At 44.9% G+C, this 21304-nt stretch carries 16 protein-coding genes; 12 read left to right on the top strand and 4 right to left on the bottom strand.

The features are described 5' to 3' along the window. The first annotated feature begins 9 nt into the window (after positions 1 to 9). The 4 genes from A3IK_RS0102590 to A3IK_RS20050 all read left to right on the top strand — a co-directional run bounded on the left by A3IK_RS0102590 (position 10) and on the right by A3IK_RS20050 (position 7270). Positions 10 to 849, top strand: a complete 840-nt coding sequence (locus A3IK_RS0102590) for a sulfurtransferase (RefSeq protein ID WP_020558406.1) — start codon at positions 10 to 12, stop codon at positions 847 to 849. Positions 850 to 911: 62 nt separating this feature from the next. Further along, positions 912 to 1451, top strand: coding sequence for a DUF2058 domain-containing protein (locus tag A3IK_RS0102585; protein WP_020558405.1), 540 nt, complete (start codon positions 912 to 914; stop codon positions 1449 to 1451). Beyond that, positions 1445 to 2593, top strand: coding sequence for a murein transglycosylase A (gene mltA / locus A3IK_RS0102580; protein ID WP_020558404.1), 1149 nt, complete (start codon positions 1445 to 1447; stop codon positions 2591 to 2593). Before A3IK_RS0102585 ends, mltA begins: the two co-directional genes overlap by 7 nt. Positions 2594 to 2947: 354 nt before the next feature. After that, positions 2948 to 7270, top strand: coding sequence for an Ig-like domain-containing protein (locus A3IK_RS20050; RefSeq protein ID WP_020558403.1), 4323 nt, complete (start codon positions 2948 to 2950; stop codon positions 7268 to 7270). 91 nt (positions 7271 to 7361) lie between these two features. Here A3IK_RS20050 and A3IK_RS0102570 read toward each other — a convergent pair whose 3' ends face one another. Beyond that, positions 7362 to 8687, bottom strand: coding sequence for a low temperature requirement protein A (locus A3IK_RS0102570; RefSeq protein ID WP_020558402.1), 1326 nt, complete (start codon positions 8685 to 8687; stop codon positions 7362 to 7364). A 214-nt stretch (positions 8688 to 8901) separates the two neighbouring features. Here A3IK_RS0102570 and A3IK_RS0102565 point away from each other — a divergent pair, with 214 nt between their 5' ends. The 6 genes from A3IK_RS0102565 to A3IK_RS0102540 all read left to right on the top strand — a co-directional run bounded on the left by A3IK_RS0102565 (position 8902) and on the right by A3IK_RS0102540 (position 14397). Then, positions 8902 to 9177: a hypothetical protein gene (locus A3IK_RS0102565; RefSeq protein ID WP_020558401.1), complete on the top strand. Its 276-nt coding sequence runs from the start codon at positions 8902 to 8904 to the stop codon at positions 9175 to 9177. Positions 9178 to 9372: 195 nt separating this feature from the next. Continuing rightward, the gene (locus tag A3IK_RS0102560; RefSeq protein ID WP_020558400.1) at positions 9373 to 10218 is read left to right on the top strand and encodes a hypothetical protein; all 846 of its coding nucleotides are present in this window, start codon (positions 9373 to 9375) and stop codon (positions 10216 to 10218) included. A 91-nt stretch (positions 10219 to 10309) separates the two neighbouring features. After that, positions 10310 to 11935, top strand: coding sequence for a S8 family serine peptidase (locus A3IK_RS18270; RefSeq protein WP_020558399.1), 1626 nt, complete (start codon positions 10310 to 10312; stop codon positions 11933 to 11935). Between the two features lie 18 nt (positions 11936 to 11953). Continuing rightward, the gene (locus A3IK_RS0102550; RefSeq protein ID WP_020558398.1) at positions 11954 to 12322 is read left to right on the top strand and encodes a hypothetical protein; all 369 of its coding nucleotides are present in this window, start codon (positions 11954 to 11956) and stop codon (positions 12320 to 12322) included. Between the two features lie 140 nt (positions 12323 to 12462). Next, entirely contained in the window at positions 12463 to 13203 is a 741-nt protein-coding gene (locus tag A3IK_RS0102545; RefSeq protein ID WP_020558397.1) for a rhomboid family intramembrane serine protease, read from the top strand. 279 nt (positions 13204 to 13482) lie between these two features. Beyond that, a complete protein-coding gene (locus A3IK_RS0102540; protein WP_020558396.1) occupies positions 13483 to 14397 on the top strand; it encodes a metal-dependent hydrolase in 915 nt (304 codons plus the stop codon). Here the strand turns inward: A3IK_RS0102540 and A3IK_RS0102535 are convergent. Then, positions 14369 to 15799 carry an aminotransferase-like domain-containing protein gene (locus A3IK_RS0102535; RefSeq protein WP_020558395.1) on the bottom strand — a complete coding sequence of 477 codons (1431 nt, stop codon included), beginning with the start codon at positions 15797 to 15799 and terminating at the stop codon, positions 14369 to 14371. The genes A3IK_RS0102540 and A3IK_RS0102535 overlap by 29 nt on opposite strands. 164 nt (positions 15800 to 15963) lie before the next feature. On the opposite strand from A3IK_RS0102535, the gene A3IK_RS18265 reads away from it, so the two are divergent. After that, a complete protein-coding gene (locus A3IK_RS18265) occupies positions 15964 to 16245 on the top strand; it encodes a DUF1127 domain-containing protein (RefSeq protein WP_020558394.1) in 282 nt (93 codons plus the stop codon). Positions 16246 to 16427: 182 nt separating this feature from the next. Here the strand turns inward: A3IK_RS18265 and uvrA are convergent, their stop codons facing one another. Both uvrA and A3IK_RS0102520 read right to left on the bottom strand, forming a co-directional pair. After that, positions 16428 to 19250 (bottom strand): excinuclease ABC subunit UvrA, encoded by a 2823-nt coding sequence (gene uvrA, locus A3IK_RS0102525; protein WP_020558393.1) that lies wholly within the window; start codon positions 19248 to 19250, stop codon positions 16428 to 16430. Positions 19251 to 19479: 229 nt separating this feature from the next. Next, complete coding sequence (locus A3IK_RS0102520) at positions 19480 to 19770, bottom strand: hypothetical protein (protein ID WP_020558392.1); 291 nt, start codon at positions 19768 to 19770, stop codon at positions 19480 to 19482. Positions 19771 to 19978: 208 nt separating this feature from the next. Here A3IK_RS0102520 and A3IK_RS0102515 point away from each other — a divergent pair, with 208 nt between their 5' ends. After that, entirely contained in the window at positions 19979 to 21304 is a 1326-nt protein-coding gene (locus tag A3IK_RS0102515) for an aspartate aminotransferase family protein (RefSeq protein ID WP_020558391.1), read from the top strand.

Below are 21304 nucleotides of genomic sequence, written 5' to 3'. Positions count from 1 at the left end.
GGACCTGTAATGTACCAAACACTGATTTCTGTACCCACTTTAGTTGAAAACTTATCCAACCCCGATTGGTTGATACTTGACTGCCGTTTTAGCCTTGCTGATACCGAGCTAGGACGCTTTATGTATGAAGGCAGTCATATTCAAGGGGCTTATTATCTACATTTAGATCATGATTTATCCTCCCCGATTACCCCACTTACTGGGCGTCACCCTATGCCGGATGCCGAGCAATTGAGTGCTAAATTACGGGCTTGTGGCCTGAATAATGACACTCAGGTCGTGGTCTATGATGACAATATTGGAGCCATGGCAGCACGTGCGTGGTGGCTCCTACGTTGGTTAGGTCATGATCAGGTGGCGGTACTCGATGGTGGTTTTGACGCTTGGCAAAAAGCTCAAGCCCCTGTAACGAGCGAGTTACCCGCTCCACGCCAAGGCCATTTTACCGCGCATAGCCGCGCTGATTATAGTGTGGAGGCTAATGCATTAATGCAGCCTAATCATGCTTGGCAATTAGTGGATGCACGCGCCGCCGAACGTTTTCGCGGTGAAAAAGAGCCGATTGATCCCATCGCAGGCCATATTCCTAATGCTTGGAATCGCCCCCTCACGGACAATGTAGCGGGTATCTATTTCAAAGCCCCTGAGGTCTTACGTGCTGAGTGGGAAGCTTTATTAAAAGATACTCCCGTGGAGCAGGTTGTGCATATGTGTGGCTCTGGTGTGACGGCGTGTCATAATCAACTGGCTATGGAGCATGCAGGGCTTACAGGCTCTAAACTCTATCCTGGTTCATGGAGTGAGTGGATTCGTGACCCTGAGCGCCCGATTGCTTTAGGCACAAGTTAACTCTTGTCAAGCTCCCTTACGCTATAGACAATACACTCTTATTCATTGAATGAGGGTGTATCATGTCCTTACGCGATCAACTGCTGAAAAGCGGTCTGGCTAATCAAAAACAAGCCAAAAAAGCTGAAAAAGAAGTCAGCAAACAAAAATACCAAGAAGCCAAAGGCAGCGCTCAGGCTGATGATGAAGTCAAGCGCCTCGCCGAACAAGCCCGTATTGAACAAGCTGAGCGCTCGCGTGAGCTCAATCGCCAACAGCGCGAACAAGCCGAAGCGAAAGCTATTCAAGCTCAAATTCGCCAATTAATTGACCTGAATAAAATCAATACCACAGGTGCTAGCATTTCCTATCAATTTGCCGATAACAATAAAGTCAAAAATATTTATGTCACCCCAACCCTACAAGACCAGCTCATTCATGGCGTGATTGCCATAGTCCGTGCAGGTGAGAGTTATGTACTGATACCCAAACAAGTAAGCGATAAAATCTCCCAGCGTGATCCTTCACATATTGTCTTGCTCAATACCAAAACCCAAAGCCCGATTGCTGAGGAAGAAGATCCCTATGCGGCCTATCAAGTACCGGATGATTTAATGTGGTAACACCTATTACTAAGTTTGCTAAATACCTCAGTACCGTCTTAATCGGTATGAGCCTAGTCGGTTGCGATTGGTGGAGTACGCCCCCTAAATCCGATAATAATACCCAACCTAAAGTCGTCACTTGGTCAGACCTACCGGGCTGGGAGCGCGATGCTTATGAACAAGCATGGCCTGCATTGCTGAATAATTGCCAAGCCATGCAAAAAAGAAAGGTAACGGCTTGGCTCACTATTTGCCAACAAGCGCAAACGCTAAATCCTGATCGAGCCAGTGCTAAAGCCTTTTTTGAGCAGCACTTTCAACCGCAGCAAATAATGAGTAGTGAGGGAAAAACCACCGGATTTATGACCGGATATTATGAGCCATTATTAATGGCGAGCTATATAGCCGATGAACGTTTTAAATACCCTATTTATAAAACGCCAGCTAATTTACTCACCATTGATTTGGGCGAACTTTATCCAGAGCTTAAAGATAAACGCGTGCGCGGGCGCTTAGAGGGTAGCCGTGTTGTACCTTATTATGACCGGGCGGCTATTGAGGGTGACACGAAACCTTTAGCGGGTAATGAAATTCTATGGGCTGATAATCGGGATGATGTTTTTTTCCTCCATATTCAAGGTTCGGGACGAGCGCAATTACCCGATGGTTCGATTATAGGCGTGGGTTATGATAATCAAAATGGGCGTAGTTACTTACCCATTGGCAAAGTATTAATCGAACGTAAATTAGTCGAACGTGAGCATATGAATATGTTTACTTTACGCGCTTGGCTCGATAGCCACCCGGATCAAGCCCAAGAAATTCTTAATCAAAATCCTAGCTATGTGTTTTTTAAACTACGCGAAAATGTAACCCAAGGCCCTATAGGTGCATTAAATGTACCCTTAGTAGCAGAGCGTAGTATCGCCGTTGATCCTAAAACCATTCCTCTGGGCACTTTATTATGGGTGGATAGCCATTACCCCGATAGTAAAACCCCTTTACAAAAACTGGTATTTGCTCAAGATACCGGCGGTGCTATTCGGGGTGAATTACGTGCTGACTTTTTTTACGGTACAGGCGAGCAGGCCGAGCAATGGGCAGGTCGCATGAAACAAAACACCCAATTCTATCAATTAACCCCCCTCCCTATAAAATAATTTAAAACAAAACTATTTTATACCAAAACCATACCATGTTAGCATATTAGCCTATTAAATATTGAGTTTAATAGGTTTGTTGTTTTTATTATTCAGATAACCACATTATCCTTGCTATTTAAATAAGTAAATTAGGCTAATTAATAGCCATAAAACCAATTAATTATTGTCTTAATTAATAAATTAAACATATTATTAATATCATTAAAGCGTAGGTTCCTGCCGAGAGCCTAGGGGGTTATAGAGAGGTTAATTACTATTGACTATCTAACTGATTACAAGGCTATTGATCAAATATTGCGCCTAAGCAAAATTTACTAAAAATTAAAATTATACTCATGTGGAGCAAAAATAATGAGCATAAAAAAAAGCCACTTTGTGAGCTTTCTCTTATTTAAATACTCACAGATCATCATTCTATTGCTATTATTATTTTGTACTCAACTAGCGCAGGCCGCGCTCACATCCAATGTGACCACGCCTTGGGTACAAAGCACATACAATGTGACCGCCTCTAGTGCTCGCTCACCTAATATACTCTGTACCCCATTAACCTGTCCTACCATCAGTAACTTAACCAATGTTACCGATGCTAATTTAACCAACTATGCCAGTATTGATTTTCCCGTACTCGGTGTGCTGGCCTATGCCGAAATAGGGGTTAAAGAGGCCAGCATTTCGTATCCTGCGGGCACATTCGCTGGCTTTAGGATTGAAAAAGTTGGGGGATTATTAGATGCCGGTCTATTCGATAATATAACGGTGACAACCTATTTAGGGGGGGTAGCACGTCAAACCGTGAGTGGCAGTAGCCTAGTAGATGCCTCACTTTTAGGTCTGATTGGGAGTGGTAGTTCTGGGCCTTTTAATATTGGTTTTTGGACGGCTCAATCTTTTGATGAGGTGCGCTTTAAGATCTCGCAACCTGTAGGCTTAAGTCTAGGGGGTGAAACACGCGTTTACTCGGCCTTATTAGAGCAAGCGGGTGCAGGGCCTGCTCTTGCTTGTAATGCCGATCAAGGTACGAGCTGGACTAAGCCTGCCTATCCGGTTCGGATCAACAGTACCCGCACGGGGCTGTCAGGTGTATGCGTGGGCTGTGAGGTTACGGGTGCGTCTAATATTATTGATAGCGATGGCAGTAATTATGCCACTATTAATATCCTAGCAGGGTTACTTGCCACTGGCAGTATTTCAGTCGAAGACCCGATTACTACCTCTTATCCTGCGGGTTCATTTGCTGGATTCTCCGTGGAGGATACCGGCGGCTTAGGGTTGGGTTTATTGAATGCGTTAACACTCACCACGTATTTAAATGGCATCCAACAAGAGTCAAAAGGTGGTGGTGATTTATTAGATTTACCCCTGTTTGTTGGTAAGCATGTGGTCAGTTTTCAAACCTCCTTGCCCTTTAATGAGGTTAGACTTACTGCGGCATCGCTCCTAGGGGTGAATACTCATATACGGGTTTATGAGACCGTATTAGCTCCATCCGGTTGTTTTGATACCTATCTCAACCAGCCTCCGATTATCACCAGCCTAGCAGGAGGTGCTACCGCTACCCTAAACCTACCAGAATACACCACTGCCGCCACCACTGTAGTAGCCATTGATGCAGATGGCGACCCGCTCACCTATTCCATTTCAGGTGGGGCTGATGCTGCACTTTTCACTATTGATGCCTCAACGGGTGCTTTAAGTTTTAATACCGCCCCGCAATTTGCTAGCCCTGCCGATGCCAATAGTGATAATAACTATGAGGTACAGGTACAAGTGACTGATGGTTCACTAACCGATACCCAAGATCTTACCCTATCGGTTACGAATGTGAATGATGCTCCAACCATTACCAGCCAAAGCGGAGGCAGTACAGCTATCATTAGCCAACCAGAGGGAAATACTGCTGCTACCACTATTACAGCTAGTGATATTGATGGCGATGCACTCACTTATTCCATTTCCGGTGGGGCGGATGCTGCGCTCTTTACTATTGATGCCTCAACGGGTGCTTTAAGCTTTAATACCGCCCCGCAATTTGCTAGCCCTGCCGATGCCGATAGTAATAATAACTATGAGGTACAGGTACAAGTGACTGATGGTTCACTAACCGATACGCAAGACCTTACGGTTACGATTACCAATGTAAATGATGCGCCCACCATTACCAGTACTGCTTCTATTAGTCAGCCTGAGGGAAGTACTGCTGTTACTACTATTACAGCTAGCGATATTGATGGCGACCCGCTCACCTATTCTATTTCCGGTGGAGCTGATGCCACACTCTTTACAATTGATCCTTCAACGGGGGCTTTAAGTTTTAATACCGCTCCACAATTCGCTAACCCTGCCGATGCCAATAGTGATAATAACTATGAGGTGCAAGTACAGGTTAGTGATGGTTCATTAATGGATATGCAAGACCTTACGGTTACGATTACCAATGTAAATGATGCTCCAACCATTACCAGCCAAGGTGGAAGTAGTACAGCTACTCTCAGCCTGCCAGAAAATAGCACCGCAGTGACTACGGTTACGGCTAGCGATATTGATGGTGATACCCTCACCTACTCTATTTCCGGTGGAGCTGATGCTGCACTTTTCACTATTGATGCATCAACGGGGGCTTTAAGTTTTAATACCGCTCCACAATTCGCTAGCCCTGCCGATGCCAATAGTGATAATAACTATGAGGTACAAGTACAAGTGACTGATGGTTCACTAACCGATACCCAAGATCTCACCCTATCGGTTACGAATGTGAATGATGCGCCCACCATTACCAGCCAAAGCGGAGGCAGTACAGCTACTCTCAGCCTGCCAGAAAATAGCACAACGGTTACTACAGTTACGGCTAGTGATATTGATGGCGACCCGCTCACTTACTCTATTTCCGGTGGTGCGGATGCCGCACTCTTTACGATTGATCCTTCAACGGGTGCTTTAAGCTTTAATACCGCTCCACAATTCGCCACTCCTGCCGATGCCAATAGTGATAATAGCTATGAGGTACAGGTACAAGTGAGTGATGGCTCATTGATGGATACGCAAGATCTCACCATCACCATTACTAAGCTACCGGAAAAGGTTTTAGAATACTCGATCGAACGGGATCTGAGTGGGCGTTATCATGTATTTATGCGCCCTATCCGCACGCCTAGTACCGACCTCAGTCTCACCGGACAAATTACCCTCACTGTCCCTACCGGAACTGGATCGAATCGCTTTTTAGTGAGCGATTTACAGTCTGCAGTGGCGAATGTGTCTTGGGTATTGGATTCTCGTGTGGATGCTCCGGTGGAAAATAATACAACCGATTATTTATCCTTTACCTTTAATCCGTCTGGGCATGCCTATTTTAATTGGCAAGCGGGTGTCGCACAGGAGGTATTTAGCTTTATTAATCCAAGTGTGTGTAGCGGTTCGGTTGCAATTATTGAGGATAGCGATCCCTTTAATATCCCAACGAACTCCATGAATACGGTGCCAGCCAATCAATTTACCAATCTTGGCTGGGGCTCTATGACCGATAATAACTATCTGGATAACTATGGTAGCGCGGTGGATTGTCTGAATACCAATACTGCTCCTGCCTTCCCTACACCTAGTGCTTCATTCGATGTGTCCGAGGGTTCGACTACGGTAACCACGATTAGCGCAACCGATGTTAATAATGACCCATTGACCTATGGCATTAGTGGGGGAACCGATGCTGCACAATTTACCATTGACCCTAGCACTGGAGCACTCAGCTTTGTAGATCCTGCCTATTACGGTATGGATGCAACACTAGATCCTGCCCTCGATAGTAATAGCGATAATATCTATGAAGTGATGGTGAGCGCGAGTGATACTCAAGGGGCGGTAGACACTCAAATGCTCAGCATTAGCGTCATGCCCACCTCATTAGGTATACAAGTCAAAGCTTGGTTGCAAGGGGCTTATAATAGCTCTACGGACTTAATGGACAATGCCTTAGCCACCCTTGGTCTCATCCCTACCACCCAACCCTATACTCAACTCGTAGGTAGCTCCGGCATGGAAACGGTAGACTCTGGCGTTTTGGGGCTAACGGGTAATGATGCGCCTGTTGATTGGGTATTATTAGAAGTGCGCTCGGCAGCAACTCCTGCCACCGTGGTTTTAAGTATTCCCAGTATCCTACAGCGCGATGGGGATGTGGTGGATGCGAGTACCGGAAGCGCTATACTCAAACCTACTGGCTTAGCAGCGGGTGATTATTATATCGCTGTGCGCCATCGTAATCATTTAGGCATTATTACAGCTACCCCTATCACACTAACATTAGGCAGCAGTATTTTAGTGGATTTTTCACTCAGCTCGGTGGGCTTAGGGAGTAATACACGCCTCACTAGCGCTAGCAACAAGACCCTGCTATGGGCGGGTGATGTCAATACTGATGATCAAATAATTGCCAATGGGCCGGATAATGAGGTGAACTTGGTCTTAAGCAGCGTTTTATTATGGCCTGCCAATACCAGTTTAAATGCTAACTATGTCAAACCCGGCTATGCTAAAACCGATATTAATATGGATGGTCAAACGATTTTCGCAGGCCCTGATAATGATATAAATCTCTTGGCGGGCAATGTATTACTCCATCCGAGTAATACTACTTCATCAGCCAATTATGTTATTCAGGGGTCTATTCCGAAATAAACAATACCCGTACTTTTTCAGAGTGGGATAACTCTCTGGGGTAAACGCATTTTAATGTGTTTACCCCTTATCCACTATTACATCACTACTATTACCCTATGCTCGCTTTAATAGCTGCGTCAGGGCTGCTCTTTGAGGCTAGCTCACTTTCTTGCAGTAGCATCTGCTCTACATTCTGGTGGCTAAACGCTTCAAACGCGATCACCGTTACCCAAGGGGCTAACATAATCACCCCCAAACTCCAACTCAAACCAGCGCCTATTGCAGCTAGTAGCACACCCGCCAGCAATACTAGAAAACTCACTAGCATAAGTAACAGGTGATAACGCTGAAAACGGACACCTGACAGTAACGGCCCTAGTAGATAAACCGTAGAAATAAAGATACCCGTCGGTAATGCAACCGAAAATACCATACCTGTAATGCCAATATGAGCCGTGCCCTGAACATAATAGGCTGCTACATGCAGACCCGCTCCGATAGCAGCAATAGACATATAGACCAGCAAATGGCTATATCCGAATAAATAGGCTCGCCGCCGCTGATAGGCCAGCAGATTGCCAAAGGGAGTATTGAAGTAAACCCACCAGCAGCCCATAGTCAGCATTAACCCTGCTGTCAGCACCGACACAGCTTCACCACTCCAACCTTCCTTACTAATCAAGGCTTCTAGTGCTGAAACGGTACCGATAATACCCTCACCCAAAGCAATAATCGCCAATAGCCCATAACGCTCAGCAATATGATGGGGATGCCACGGTGTACCCCCAAAGCGAGTCTCCACTAGATAAGGAATCACAAACTCCAAGCAAAGAATCAGTATTGCCAATACCAGCAGCACCCCAAATGGTAAAGATGAAGAGCAGAGCGCCAGTACCACCCACCCCACCTGAGCCAGAGCAATCGATACCGCATACCCCAGACAAACCTTGCGCCGAGGCGGGTCACTGAGTGCTGCCCGCAACCAGAGCGCTACCAGTGCTAGACGCATTACCACATAGCCACCGACCATCACTTGATTATGAAATGTGCCGGCTTCCAGACCATGGAACAGATCAGGAACACCCAGTGCTAATACCATGACTCCCGCCATCTGCATCATCACTGCCAAACGCATAAACCAGTCATCGGTATCATAAGCGGAGGCAAACCAAGTAAAGTTAACCCAAGCCCATACCGCTGCAAACATGGTAAAGATAAATCCAGCTACTCCAACCCAAATATGTCCCTCAGCCAACGCATGCGCCATCTGGCTACCCGCCACCCCAAAGGCCACCACGAGAGTAAGGTCATATAACAGCTCTAGTGGTGTGGCTGCACGATGATGCTCATGCTGATTACGCCCAGTCATGCGCCGCAAATGATGATCAAGCCGCAACCTTGAATGTTGCGGTGGATTCCCTTCTGTTGTATCCATACTGCTTTCCTATACCGAAAAGCGTCCATCATAACCTAGCCACTACCCTGTGGCACAAGGCCAGACTTTTTAATATTGTTGCCAGCAAAGACCTGATCATCATTCATCAGGTCTTTGCTATGCTTTCAGATAAGGCTGTAATAAATAGGTGAATCAACCACTAAAATGATTTTGAGCAATGGGTCAAATCTGTGATTAATAAGAGACTCTAAAAATGATTGCTGTAATGAATATCATGGACAAATTTGAACTCTCAAGCGGCATTACCGTATTAGCCTGCAAAAATTATGACTCGACGATTAATGTAATAGGTAAGCAACTCCTTTTGGTTCGAAGTGATGAAGTAAGACAAGTTTTGACGATATTTGGTGAGCGAAAAATGCTGAATCAGCAATTAAATAAGGATCAAAGAGCCTTTGAGACTAGAGATGCTATTTTGCTATCTGTTGATGAAGCTCGCAGTGGAAACTGGCAACTAATGAAAAATTAATAAATTTTCACAAAAATTTACTCTTACACTCCAAATAAAAGTGGACAACAAAGCCCTTGATCTTTTTAACTGTAAAAGTCAAGATTTAATTTGACGACAGATTAGTTGCCATGCAACTAACCTCTAATTAAATGACATCCCCACCTACCCCACCATGTTATACTTACCCTAGTTTATCCCTAACAGGACACACCCATGAAAGAAGTAGCCTCGCTCCGTTATGGGGTCATATTCAAAAAAGCCTTTTCCCCCGTCGATACCTTCAAAGCCTTCGTGCGCGATATTTTAGGTATTGAGCTACAAATTGACAAAGTAGAAACCGAGAAATCCTTCGATAAGCCCATAGGCCCTGTCGATGTACGCTTTGATCTATTCGCTGAAGATAAAATCAATCGGGTGATCGTGGATATTCAGCACCGTCGTTATAGTGACCACTATGACCGCTTTTTACACTATCATTGCGCGGCATTGTTGGAACAAGTGACCAGCTCCAAAAATTACCATCCCGATCTCAAGGTCTATACCATCGTCGTGCTCACAGGCACAGACAAACACCAAGAAGATGTACTAGAAATCGATTTTGATCCTAAAAACCGCCGTGGCAAAGGTGTTGGCGAAATTCCTCATAAAATCCTCTACCTCTGCCCTAAATACGTCAACGCTGAAACGCCAGAACCGTGGCGTGAATGGATGTTAGCGATTGAGGATAGTCTGGATGGAAAAATAGAAGAAGGTAACTACCTACGCCCTGATATTCAGAAAATTATCTCCACGATTAAAGTAGATGGCATTACCCCTGCCGAATATGCACGGATGAAAGATGAATATTCTGAGGAAGAGCTTCGTGCTAAAGAGCGAGAAGAGGCTGAAGAGCGAGCATTACTAGAGGGGTTAGAAAAGGGTGAGCAGATCGGTCTGGAGAAAGGAAAACTATTAGAGAAAAAAGAAACAGCCCTACGCTTATTGGCTAAAGGTATGAGCGCTGAACTAGTGGCGGATGCAGTCGATTTACCGCTTGAAGTAGTACAAGCACTCACCTAGAAAATTACAGTACTCCAATGTAGTAGTATTTCATTTCTCAGTTAACAATCAATGTTAAAATAAGTTTATCTAGCTATTGGAGATTATTTCCATGTGGAAATTTGTTGGGATTATTAGCATTACACTACTTCCCTATTTCGCGCAGGCTCAAAGCCTTACGCTCGCGAATGGGACACAAGAGCCGTTGATTAGTCAGCTCATTATTAAGCTCAAACCCACGAGTGCTGGTATGCGTCCGGCTATGACCTCAACTACCTTGACGACTTTAGCGGCTAATACGGCGTCGAATTTACGCTATAAGCGCCCTATGTCAGGTAGTGCTCATGTGCTCTATTTGCCCTACCCCATGACCCGCGAGCAGGCCGAGAGCTATGCTAAAACGGTGAGCCTACAAAGTAATATTGAATATGCTCAACCCGATTACCTAAAATACCTCGCCACTATCCCCAGCGACACTTACTACTCTGGTTCACAATGGAATCTACAATCCCCCGCCACCTATCCGGGTGCGATTAATGCGGTACAAGCTTGGGATGAAACCACCGGCTCCTCAGCCGTCACGATTGCCGTGGTCGATGCGGGTATTACCCCTAGCCATCCTGATCTCACGGGACGCGGTGTACCGGAGCTGGCCTATGGTGGCTATGATATGGTGATTAATAATACCTCAGTCGAGAGTGGTGATGGGGATGACCGGGATACTAATCCAACTGAAACCGACACTTCATGGCATGGTACGCATGTGACAGGGATTATTGGGGCTAAAACCAATAATAGCCTCGGAATCAGTGGTATTGATTGGAATGCTTATTTATTATATGTGCGCGTATTTGGTTCCTCTGATGCAGCGAATACCTCGGATGTGATTGATGGGATTCGTTGGGCGGCGGGTGATCCACAAGTCAGCAATGGAACCAGTACGGGAGGCTATCTACCGGTTAATCCGCGCCCGGCTAAGGTGATTAATCTCAGCCTAGGGGGATTAGGTCTTTGTAATAAAAGCGAACAAGAGGCCATTGATTATGCCTATGGGCGGGGTGCTAATGTCGTAGTCGCCGCTGGCAATGGTTGCTCGATGGTAGGCTTATGTTCGGCTCAATATAGCAATGTTGAAACCGGATTGAATTTAGATACTGTGCCTCATAGTCCAGCTAACTGTAATAATGTCATTACGGTAGCTGCTGTGGCCTCCAATGGGCAAAAAGCGACTTTTAGTAATTATGGCTCACCGATTACGGTTGCCGCTCCGGGTATGTATGCCATCGGCAGTACCCAAGGTATTCTCTCCACGGTTGGAGGTACAACTCAGTACGGTTATATCGCCGGAACTAGCCAAGCCGCCCCCCATGTATCAGGGGTGATTGGCCTGATGCTAACTGCAAACTCCACCCTAACGCCTGCCCAAATTAAAGCCGCCTTAAAAGCCTCCGCGCGTCCTTACCCTTATGCAGACCGCTGGCAAACCCAGCTAGGTGCTGGACTCTTAGATGCCTGCCGTGCCGTGCGTTATGTGAAAGGTTTAAGTATGGATAGCTGTGCTAATACCGGAGCCGGTACTTTAGTCGCCACTACCGATTGGAACGCCACCCCAACTACACCCACAACAACAATCGGTAGCTCTGGCGGTGGTGGAGGGGGTAATGTAGATAGCTTACTCCTTGCCCTACTTGCGAGTCTCGCTGGCTTTAGATTCGTTAAGCGCCGCTCATTGGCCTAACTTCACAGGATTCATACTATGATCAAAGCATGCTTACTCAGCTTAATAGCGGTTCTCTTACTGGCTTGTGCCCCAAGCCCCAATAACACAGCCGCACCTAACAAGCCTCAGCCCGTTGCCGACCAGAATGCTGTCGCGCAGATTATTATTAAATTCAAACCCAGCTATCAAGACAGCCATCAGCCTCTATCCGCACAGCAAATGGCACAACTCTCTCAAGCCGCTGGAGTAAACTTAAACTATGTGCGCCCCATGTCAGGTAATGCACATATTATTACCACCGCTCAACCCATTCCCTTAGCACAAGCCGAAGCATTGAGTGCCAAATTACAAGCTCAACCATTTGTCGAATACGCCGAACCGGATCGGATTATGCGGATTCAATAACAAACCCGCCTAGTACGGGCTAAAGGTAGGTATACCAAAGTACTTACTCGTACTAGGCGCTTTCGTCGTTATCCCCAACCATTAACTCTAAAAAACGACTGCACTTTCTACATATTTTTAACCACCAATTAGATACTCCTTTGAATACTGAATACCACCGCCCTATTCCTATTGTAACTTACACGCTCATCGCATTATGTGTGTTGGCTTTTGTTCTGGATACCAACCAACTATTACCCACACCTCAGGCTTATGCGCTGTATCTACCCGCCAATCCCAATTTTCAGACTTGGCAATACCTCAGCAGTATGTTTATGCATGGTAGCTGGATGCACTTAGGGTTTAATATGCTAGCGCTGTGGATGTTTGGCAGAAACTTAGAATCTCTTTGGGGTTCTACGCGCTTTTTGATTTTTTATTTACTGTGTGGCTTAGGTGCTGGGTATATTTATAATATAATTAATACCTATCAATTTAATGAGCTAGCCACTCAGTTTCAGAACTTAGGATTAAATAGCACGGATCTTACTCGTATTCTAGAGGAAGGTTTATATCCGGCTAATTTAGCAGGCCTAACGAATCAACTAGTGGGAGAGTATTATAGTTTCTATCATACGCCCACGGTGGGAGCCTCTGGAGCGATTTATGGTATTTTAGCGGCCTATGCGTTTTGCTTTCCTAATCATAAACTAGTATTTATCTTCATCCCTTATCCGATTGCCGCTAAGTATTTCGTACCGGTTTTATTTCTAATTGACCTACTTTCAGGTGTCACCGGATTCTCTATTTTTGGAGATGGCATTGCTCATTTTGCCCATGTCGGTGGGGCTATCGTGGGGACATTATTAATACTCGTATTTGGACGCGGCTCTAAACGTTAGTTCAGCCCAATTTGCCCATAGCGGGTCTTTTAGACCTGCTGCGGCAAACTCTTTAGCTTGCAATACACACGAATCACAGCAAGTACAGGTGAGCGAATCCTCCACCTATAAGATTATTTTTAACAACGCATTGACTTTGCAAGCCCTTTTGAGATCATGAAAAAAACTTAAACACACTAATTTAAAAAACCTATATATATGAATGAAGAAGTATTATATGGAATTTAAAGACTATATAATCATAAACCATATCACAGGGTTGAGGTATAATAATCTATTATGATGCTGTTAGATCATATAGCTATCTCTGCTATAGCCACGAAAATTCTTTATCAGAAAGCAAATACCAAGTTAATTTTACTAGCTTGCTTTGCTGGATTTATCCCCGATATATTAGCAATCTTTTATCACCCTGGCAGTATAGAATATTTAGCACATCGACGCTATACTAATTCCCTGCTAATTTCTCCTTTTTATACATTACTCATTAGCTTACTTTTTAAATCTTTTAATAAAGAGTATAATTTTCTACTGATCTATACAATAACCACTTTAAACTATATTTTACACATATGGCTAGATCATATTAACGAATATGGGGCACCTTTATTTTATCCACTCTCTGATAAAATCTATGCTTTAGATATTATTCATTCCTTTGATCCTATATTTCTAACAATATCGTCTGCTTTCTTTATATACGTAGCCTATATTTATTTCAAAAAACAAGCCTTAGCCATTCGTATACTAAAAATATTTATGGCTACATATATAACTTACTTTTCACTAATGTTTATCTATAAAACCTATTTTACTCAAACTAGTATTGCTACTCTCAATAAGGAAAACATTAGCTATTCAGCCTTAACCACCACACCCAAGACTTTTTGGAGATGGAAGAGCATAGCTACTCAAAATAATGGCTCTTTTGCTGTCATAGAAAGCGATAAAGCAGGAGTAATACTTCATAAATCTCTTGATCTTAATGCTTTACCGTCAGCAATTACTCAAGATAGCTACCTAGTAGAATTTTTAAAATATGCTAGATTTCCAGCCTATAAAATAATTAATGATCAAATTTATATCTATAATGTTATTTACTCTGATAACACCTATGCTCTTATCTATACCATGAAAAACAACGCTGTAATTTCAAAAGAAATTACTACTTTTGATTTTGAGTATCCATTATGAGTTGCTTAGCCTCTTGACCGACTAGTCTTATAGCATCACGTATCTTTTCATCTAATGCGGCACGGCTATAATTTATTCGAGTGCAATTGCGATATTTACCTGACGCTGAAAATACACTACCAGCGGGGATTTTAATATGATGCTGCATCATACGTTTGTCTAATTGCACCGTATCAAAATCATTGGGAAACTCTATCCAAATAACAAAGCCTCCCTCTGGGAAGCTCACCCGCACACTCTCTGGAAAACTTTCCTCAATCAGACGAATAATACTATCCCGTCCAATTTGATATTGCTGGCGAATCTTACGCAAATGGCGCTCATAATAACCTTGCTCAATAAAATCAGCCAGAACTAATTGCGTAATAGAAACTGCCGAGGCGGTACTAATATATTTTAAATGTAAAATCCGATTCCGATAACGTCCGGGTACTATCCATCCCACGCGTAAACCTACTGCAACCGTTTTAGTAAAGGAGCTGCATAAAATCACTCGGCCTTCTTGGTCAAAGGATTGAATCGTGCGTGGGCGTGGCTGTTTATAGGCTAGCTCACCATAAATATCATCCTCAATAATGGGTACATCATAGTGCTGAGCGAGTTGTAATAGGCGTTGCTTATTAGCATCAGGCATGCAGCTACCGAGGGGATTACTAAAGGCCGGAATCACCATAATGGCACGAATAGGCCATTGATCTAGCGCCATTTCTAAGGCTTCTATACTCATGCCATGGGTTGGGTGCGAGGGTATCTCTAATGCTTTGATTCCATGTGCATTGAGGATTTGCATCACGCCATAAAAACAGGGTGACTCGATAGCAATAATATCCCCCGGTTTAGTCACCGCTTGAATACTAATCGATAAAGCCTCTTGGCAGCCGGTGGTAATAATCAGATCTTGAGCCTGAACGTGAGTACCGGAAGCAACTCCTAAACGAGCAATCTGCTCCCGTAACGCTATTTGTCCTGCCAAGGAGTCATAGGCTAATAGTTGTTGCCCTCGGCTTTTAATACTATCACTCAATAAACGCAGTATAGGTTTTAAGGTTGGTGCGGTGACATCACATAAACCCCGTCCTAGATTGAGTATATTACGCTCACGGCAAGATAATAAATCCAGCACTTCATCCCATTGTGACACCTCTAAAGGGTACTGTGTCAGACGGCTAATTTGTGGAATAGGTGGCGCACTTTGCCGCGCTTTGACATAGAAACCTGATTTAGCTTTCACCTCAACCCAATGTTGTTGCTCTAACAACCATAAAGCCTGTTGAGCCGTCGCAAGACTGACTTTATGTTCTGCACTGAGCCGCCGCACAGAGGGCAATTTATCCCCCACCTGATAAAAACCTTGCTCAATATGCTCACGTAATGTCTCCGCCAGAGACTCGTACAGTTTCATAAAATCACCTAAATATAGCTTTATACCATGACAGATCCGTATTAAAGCTAACATGACAGTACTCAATAAGCCAATCTGTCATAGTAAAATATTTAAAATTCTGAATCTGTAATAAATCAGGAGCATACCCTAAGCTAATAGCATCAAGAATAAGAGATTACATCATGAAAACATTACTACTCCCTAAAATGCTCGATACCAGAGTGGAGCAAACACCTAGCACACAAAAACGCAGCGTAATACCTCCTTTATTACAAGAACAAGGTGACAATAAGCTGTGGCAAATATTTAGTATCACTTGGTATGTCCTGATACATTGGCGTCAATTACGGATCAGACAACGTACCCGCCAAGAGCTATTAGATTTAACTAAAGAACAATTATGGGATATTGGTTTGACCCGTGCTGAGGTGGAACGCGAAGCACATAAGCGGTTTTGGGAATAGTGGGTTTGAGCAAAGCACGAGGTATAGCTCACGCTTTGCCCTGTGAAATTATATATACTAAAGCCGGAACAACCGTAGCGCGGTATTTTTTACGTTACAAGGTAGCATCCTTGCCGCCAAGACTGCGGAAGAAATACCGCACTACGGTTACGTGATTAATGACTCTCTTGCGCCATCAACACTCACAGCATTTTCTTTAAAAACCCGCCGGTAAACGAGCGCTCCACCTTTGCCACCTGCTCAGGTGTACCCGTAGCAATAATCTCGCCCCCACGACTACCCCCCTCTGGCCCTAAATCAATAATCCAGTCGGCTGTTTTAATCACATCTAGATTATGTTCAATGACCACAACCGTATTGCCGCCATCGCGTAAACGATGCAGCACTTGTAACAATTGATCGACATCATGGAAGTGTAAACCCGTGGTAGGTTCATCGAGAATATAGAGGGTTTTTCCGGTACTGCGTTTGGATAACTCTTTAGCTAATTTCACCCGCTGTGCTTCACCGCCGGAGAGCGTAGTAGCATTTTGTCCTAAGGTAATATAGGACAGCCCTACCTCCATCAGGGTGCTGAGCTTGCTATAAATGGCAGGTACGGCTTTGAAAAATTCGCACGACTCTTCCACTGTCATTTCTAACACTTCGTGAATATTTTTACCTTTATAGCGTACATCTAAGGTTTCACGATTATACCGTTGTCCGTGGCACACCTCACACTTCACATACACATCGGGCAAAAAATGCATTTCGACTTTAATCACCCCATCCCCCGTACACGCCTCACAACGCCCCCCTTTCACATTAAAGGAAAAGCGTCCCGGTTCATAACCCCGTGAACGGGCTTCTTGAGTCGCCGCAAATAGCTCCCGAATCGCGGTGAAAACGCCGGTATAGGTCGCAGGATTTGAGCGTGGAGTACGTCCAATCGGGCTTTGGTCAATATCAATAATCTTATCAATCTGCTCCGTCCCCTCTACCGCTTTAACCGGCGCGATTTCCACACTACTATCGTGTAAGTGCCGTGCGAGATACGGGTATAAGGTGCGATTAATCAAAGTGGATTTTCCCGAACCCGAAACCCCGGTCACACAGGTCAATAACCCTAAGGGTATGTCCACACTGACATTAGTTAGATTATTACCGCTCGCCCCCACGAGACGCAGTACACGTTCGGGATTAAACGGGGTGCGTTGTGCAGGTTGAGTAATCAGGCGTTTACCGGATAAAAACTGCCCGGTGACGGACTCAGGATGGGTAGCGACCTGTTCGGGTGTGCCTTGTGCTACAATATACCCGCCATGCACACCGGCACCGGGGCCTATATCCAGTACAAAATCAGCGGCTCGGATGGCATCTTCATCATGCTCCACCACAATCACCGTATTACCCAGATCACGCAAACGAAATAAGGTTTTGAGTAGGCGCTCATTATCCCGCTGATGTAACCCAATCGAAGGCTCATCCAAGACATACATCACGCCGACTAAACCGGCTCCAATTTGTGAGGCTAAACGAATCCGTTGTGCCTCCCCACCGGATAAGGTTTCCGCACTACGGCTTAGGGTTAAATAATCTAAGCCCACATTGACCAAGAACTCTAAACGCTGGCTAATCTCGCGCAAAATTTGCCGTGCAATTTGAGCTTGTTTACCTTCTAGTTCTAAGGTCGTAAAAAATTGATACGACTCACCAATGGGTAGATCACTAAGACTCGGTAAATTACGCCCCGCGATGAGTACATGGCGAGCTTGTTCATTCAGACGAGCACCCTTACAGGTCGGGCAAGGACGCGAAGCAAGGTATTTACTTAATTCATCACGCACTGAATTAGAATCTGTTTCTTTATAACGGCGCTCTAAATTATTGAGAATCCCTTCAAAGGTATCGAGACGTTGATATAACTGCCCCTTAGCGCCTTGATAGGTAAAATCAATGGTGCGCTCACCACTGCCATTGAGTAATACCTCTTTGACTTTATCCGGTAATTGTTTCCACGGGGTATCGACACTGAACTGATACGCTTTAGCTAGCGAGGTCAGCATTTGATAGTAATACGCATTGCGCCTATCCCACGAGCGAATCGCCCCATCTGCGAGGCTTAAGTCGGGATTAGAGATCACCCGCGCTGGATCGAAATACTGCTTTACCCCTAAACCATCACAACTAGGACAAGCCCCTTGCGGCGCATTAAACGAAAACAAACGTGGCTCTAATTCCGTCAGTGCCCAACCACAATGCGGACAAGCATAATTGGCTGAAAACAGTAATTCTTCACCCTCTTGTCCGTCCATAGGGGCAATAACTACCAAGCCATTCGAGAGTTTAAGCGCGGTTTCGATGGACTCAGCTAAGCGCAAAGCAATATCACTGCGCACCTTAAAGCGATCAATCACCACTTCAATGGTATGTTTTTTGCGTAATTCTAAGGTGGGCGGTGCCTCTAAATCATAGACATCCCCATTAACCCGTACCCGCAGAAAACCTTGCACTTTTAAGGATTCAAAGAGCTGAATATGCTCCCCCTTGCGCTCTCGGATCACTGGGGCAAGCAGCATATAGCGCCCCCCTTCGGGCAGGGCTAATACTTTATCGACCATCTGACTCACAGTTTGCAGTGCTAAATCGACGTGATGCGTAGGGCAACGCGGCACTCCGGCACGTGCAAATAAAAGCCGCAAATAATCATGAATTTCGGTAATAGTGCCGACGGTAGAGCGGGGGTTATGGGAGGTGGTCTTTTGCTCAATCGAAATAGCCGGCGATAAGCCTTCAATATGATCAAGGTCGGGCTTATCCATCATGGATAAAAATTGCCGCGCATAGGCTGAAAGTGATTCGACATAGCGGCGCTGCCCTTCGGCAAAGATGGTGTCGAAAGCGAGCGAGGATTTACCAGAGCCTGACAAGCCCGTAATCACAATCAGTCGATCACGAGGCAAATCTAAATCAATATTTTTCAGATTATGAGTGCGAGCGCCACGCACACGGATGAAAGTATCCATAGGGGTTTGTTAGCCTAAAACCGTACAAAAACCGAATATTACCAACTTTCGACGCTCACACCAACCTTATCTCAATGAATAAGGAATAACAGCACTGTTATTAATAGGTAGACCAAAGTAAGCGGGTATTTCTGGAGCAGTCTTGGCGGCAGGGACGCCGCCTTGTAGCGTACAAGGACGTATTGACAGCAGCTGCGGAGGAAAGACTCGATTACTTTGGCTTAAGTACTTAACGGCAAGGGCCTAGGGTATAGGATACCACCTTGGTTTGACTGCAAGCTAAGCATTTACTGGTATAGGTCAAACGTCTAAAGCGCTTGTTCCCGGTCTTAATTAAGGCACAGACTGGCTTAAACTCACGTTCACACATTGGCTCACCTGCCCCTGCCATACTAGCCATACTATTAAAGTTATCAAAAGGGCAAGGGATTTCCGTAGCCACTTTCCTCAGCTGTTCTGCTTGCAGAGGCAAAGTGATTAAACTTAATAGCAGTGCTATAAAAAATATTTTATATTTCATATATATACTCCTTTATTTGTCACTCTTCACACCTCTAGCGTAGTCACAAACTGGGTAAATTACCTGATATTTCTATCCTAAAGGTAGCTAATTATCCAACAGTCTGCCGAACTATGATGGCCTCTATAACCCTAACACTAGTAGTGGGTCTCAGGGGGAGTATGCTAAGGTTGGCGCAAAGATTTAGTGTAAAATAAATGAGGATAGAATGAGTTACGTATTTCCACGCCATTGCCATGCTCAGCTACCTACGGCGGTAGCAGGGGATGGATGTTATATTATTGACAGCACCGGAAAACGTTATTTAGATGGCTCAGGAGGGGCTGCCGTTTCGTGTTTAGGCCATAGTAACCCTACGATACGTAATGCGATTAAGCAGCAAATCGATCAACTAGCCTTTGCCCACACGGGATTTTTTACCTCCGCTCCAGCAGAACAATTAGCCGAGCAGTTAATTCAAGCGGCTCCTCAAGGATTAGAACGGGTTTATTTTGTATCGGGTGGCTCGGAAGCCGTGGAAACCGCCCTAAAATTAGCCCGCCAATATTTTGTGGAAAAAAACCAGCTCCAACGCACCCGTCTGATTGCACGGCGACAAAGCTATCATGGTAATACCCTAGGTGCCTTAGCCACGGGGGGCAATGAATGGCGCAGACGGCAGTTCGCCCCGTTATTAATTGAAACCACGCATATTGCCCCTTGTTATGCCTATCGGGGACAAGAGGCCGGAGAAAGTGAGTTTGAGTATGGGCAACGGGTTGCGAATGAATTAGAAACAGAAATTTTGCGAGTCGGCTCTGATACGGTGATTGCGTTTTTAGCTGAACCCGTGGTGGGTGCAACCTTAGGGGCTGTACCCGCCGTTCAAGGCTATTTCCAACGTATTCGCCAGATTTGTGATCAATATGGGGTGTTATTGATACTTGATGAAGTGATGTGTGGCATGGGGCGCACGGGTACTTTATTTGCCTGTGAACAAGACGGTATTGCACCGGATATAGTCACCATTGCTAAAGGCTTGGGTGCTGGCTATCAGCCCATTGGTGCGACTCTCTGTAGTGGTGAAATTTATAATACTATTGCCAATGGTTCGGGGTTTTTCCAACATGGTCATACTTATCAAGGGCATCCGACCGCGTGTGCCGCAGGGGTTGCGGTATTAAACACCATTAAAGAGCAAAACTTATTGCCGCAAGTGATAGCTCAGGGGCAACGTTTAGATCAGGCACTGCGCACAGAATTTGCTAATCATCCTCATATCGGCGATATACGCGGGCGGGGGTTATTTAGAGGTTTAGAGCTAGTCCAAGATCGTGCTAGTAAACAAGCTTTTGATCCTAAGCGTGGGGTGAATAAAGCGATAAAAGCCGCCGCGTTTGAAGCGGGTTTAATTTGCTACCCTATGGGCGGTACGATTGATGGAGTTCAGGGCGATCATGTGTTATTAGCGCCCCCGTTTATTATTAGTGATGCGCAAATCGACGAATTAGTCACGAAGTTAAGCGTGGCAGTACGTAAAGTGTTGGGTTCCTAA

The organism is Thiofilum flexile DSM 14609 (assembly GCF_000380185.1).
In the GTDB taxonomy this organism is placed as follows: Bacteria; Pseudomonadota; Gammaproteobacteria; order Thiotrichales; family Thiotrichaceae; genus Thiofilum; species Thiofilum flexile.
This window is presented reverse-complemented; position numbering and strand designations above follow the sequence as displayed.

Coding starts and splice junctions, on each gene's coding strand:
- A3IK_RS0102590 (WP_020558406.1), top strand. CDS start 10: ATGTACCAAACACTGATTTCTGTACCCACTTTAGTTGAAAACTTATCC.
- A3IK_RS0102585 (WP_020558405.1), top strand. CDS start 912: ATGTCCTTACGCGATCAACTGCTGAAAAGCGGTCTGGCTAATCAAAAA.
- A3IK_RS20050 (WP_020558403.1), top strand. CDS start 2,948: ATGAGCATAAAAAAAAGCCACTTTGTGAGCTTTCTCTTATTTAAATAC.
- A3IK_RS0102570 (WP_020558402.1), bottom strand. CDS start 8,687: ATGGATACAACAGAAGGGAATCCACCGCAACATTCAAGGTTGCGGCTT.
- A3IK_RS0102565 (WP_020558401.1), top strand. CDS start 8,902: ATGATTGCTGTAATGAATATCATGGACAAATTTGAACTCTCAAGCGGC.
- A3IK_RS0102560 (WP_020558400.1), top strand. CDS start 9,373: ATGAAAGAAGTAGCCTCGCTCCGTTATGGGGTCATATTCAAAAAAGCC.
- A3IK_RS18270 (WP_020558399.1), top strand. CDS start 10,310: ATGTGGAAATTTGTTGGGATTATTAGCATTACACTACTTCCCTATTTC.
- A3IK_RS0102550 (WP_020558398.1), top strand. CDS start 11,954: ATGATCAAAGCATGCTTACTCAGCTTAATAGCGGTTCTCTTACTGGCT.
- A3IK_RS0102540 (WP_020558396.1), top strand. CDS start 13,483: ATGATGCTGTTAGATCATATAGCTATCTCTGCTATAGCCACGAAAATT.
- A3IK_RS0102535 (WP_020558395.1), bottom strand. CDS start 15,799: ATGAAACTGTACGAGTCTCTGGCGGAGACATTACGTGAGCATATTGAG.
- A3IK_RS18265 (WP_020558394.1), top strand. CDS start 15,964: ATGAAAACATTACTACTCCCTAAAATGCTCGATACCAGAGTGGAGCAA.
- uvrA (WP_020558393.1), bottom strand. CDS start 19,250: ATGGATACTTTCATCCGTGTGCGTGGCGCTCGCACTCATAATCTGAAA.
- A3IK_RS0102520 (WP_020558392.1), bottom strand. CDS start 19,770: ATGAAATATAAAATATTTTTTATAGCACTGCTATTAAGTTTAATCACT.
- A3IK_RS0102515 (WP_020558391.1), top strand. CDS start 19,979: ATGAGTTACGTATTTCCACGCCATTGCCATGCTCAGCTACCTACGGCG.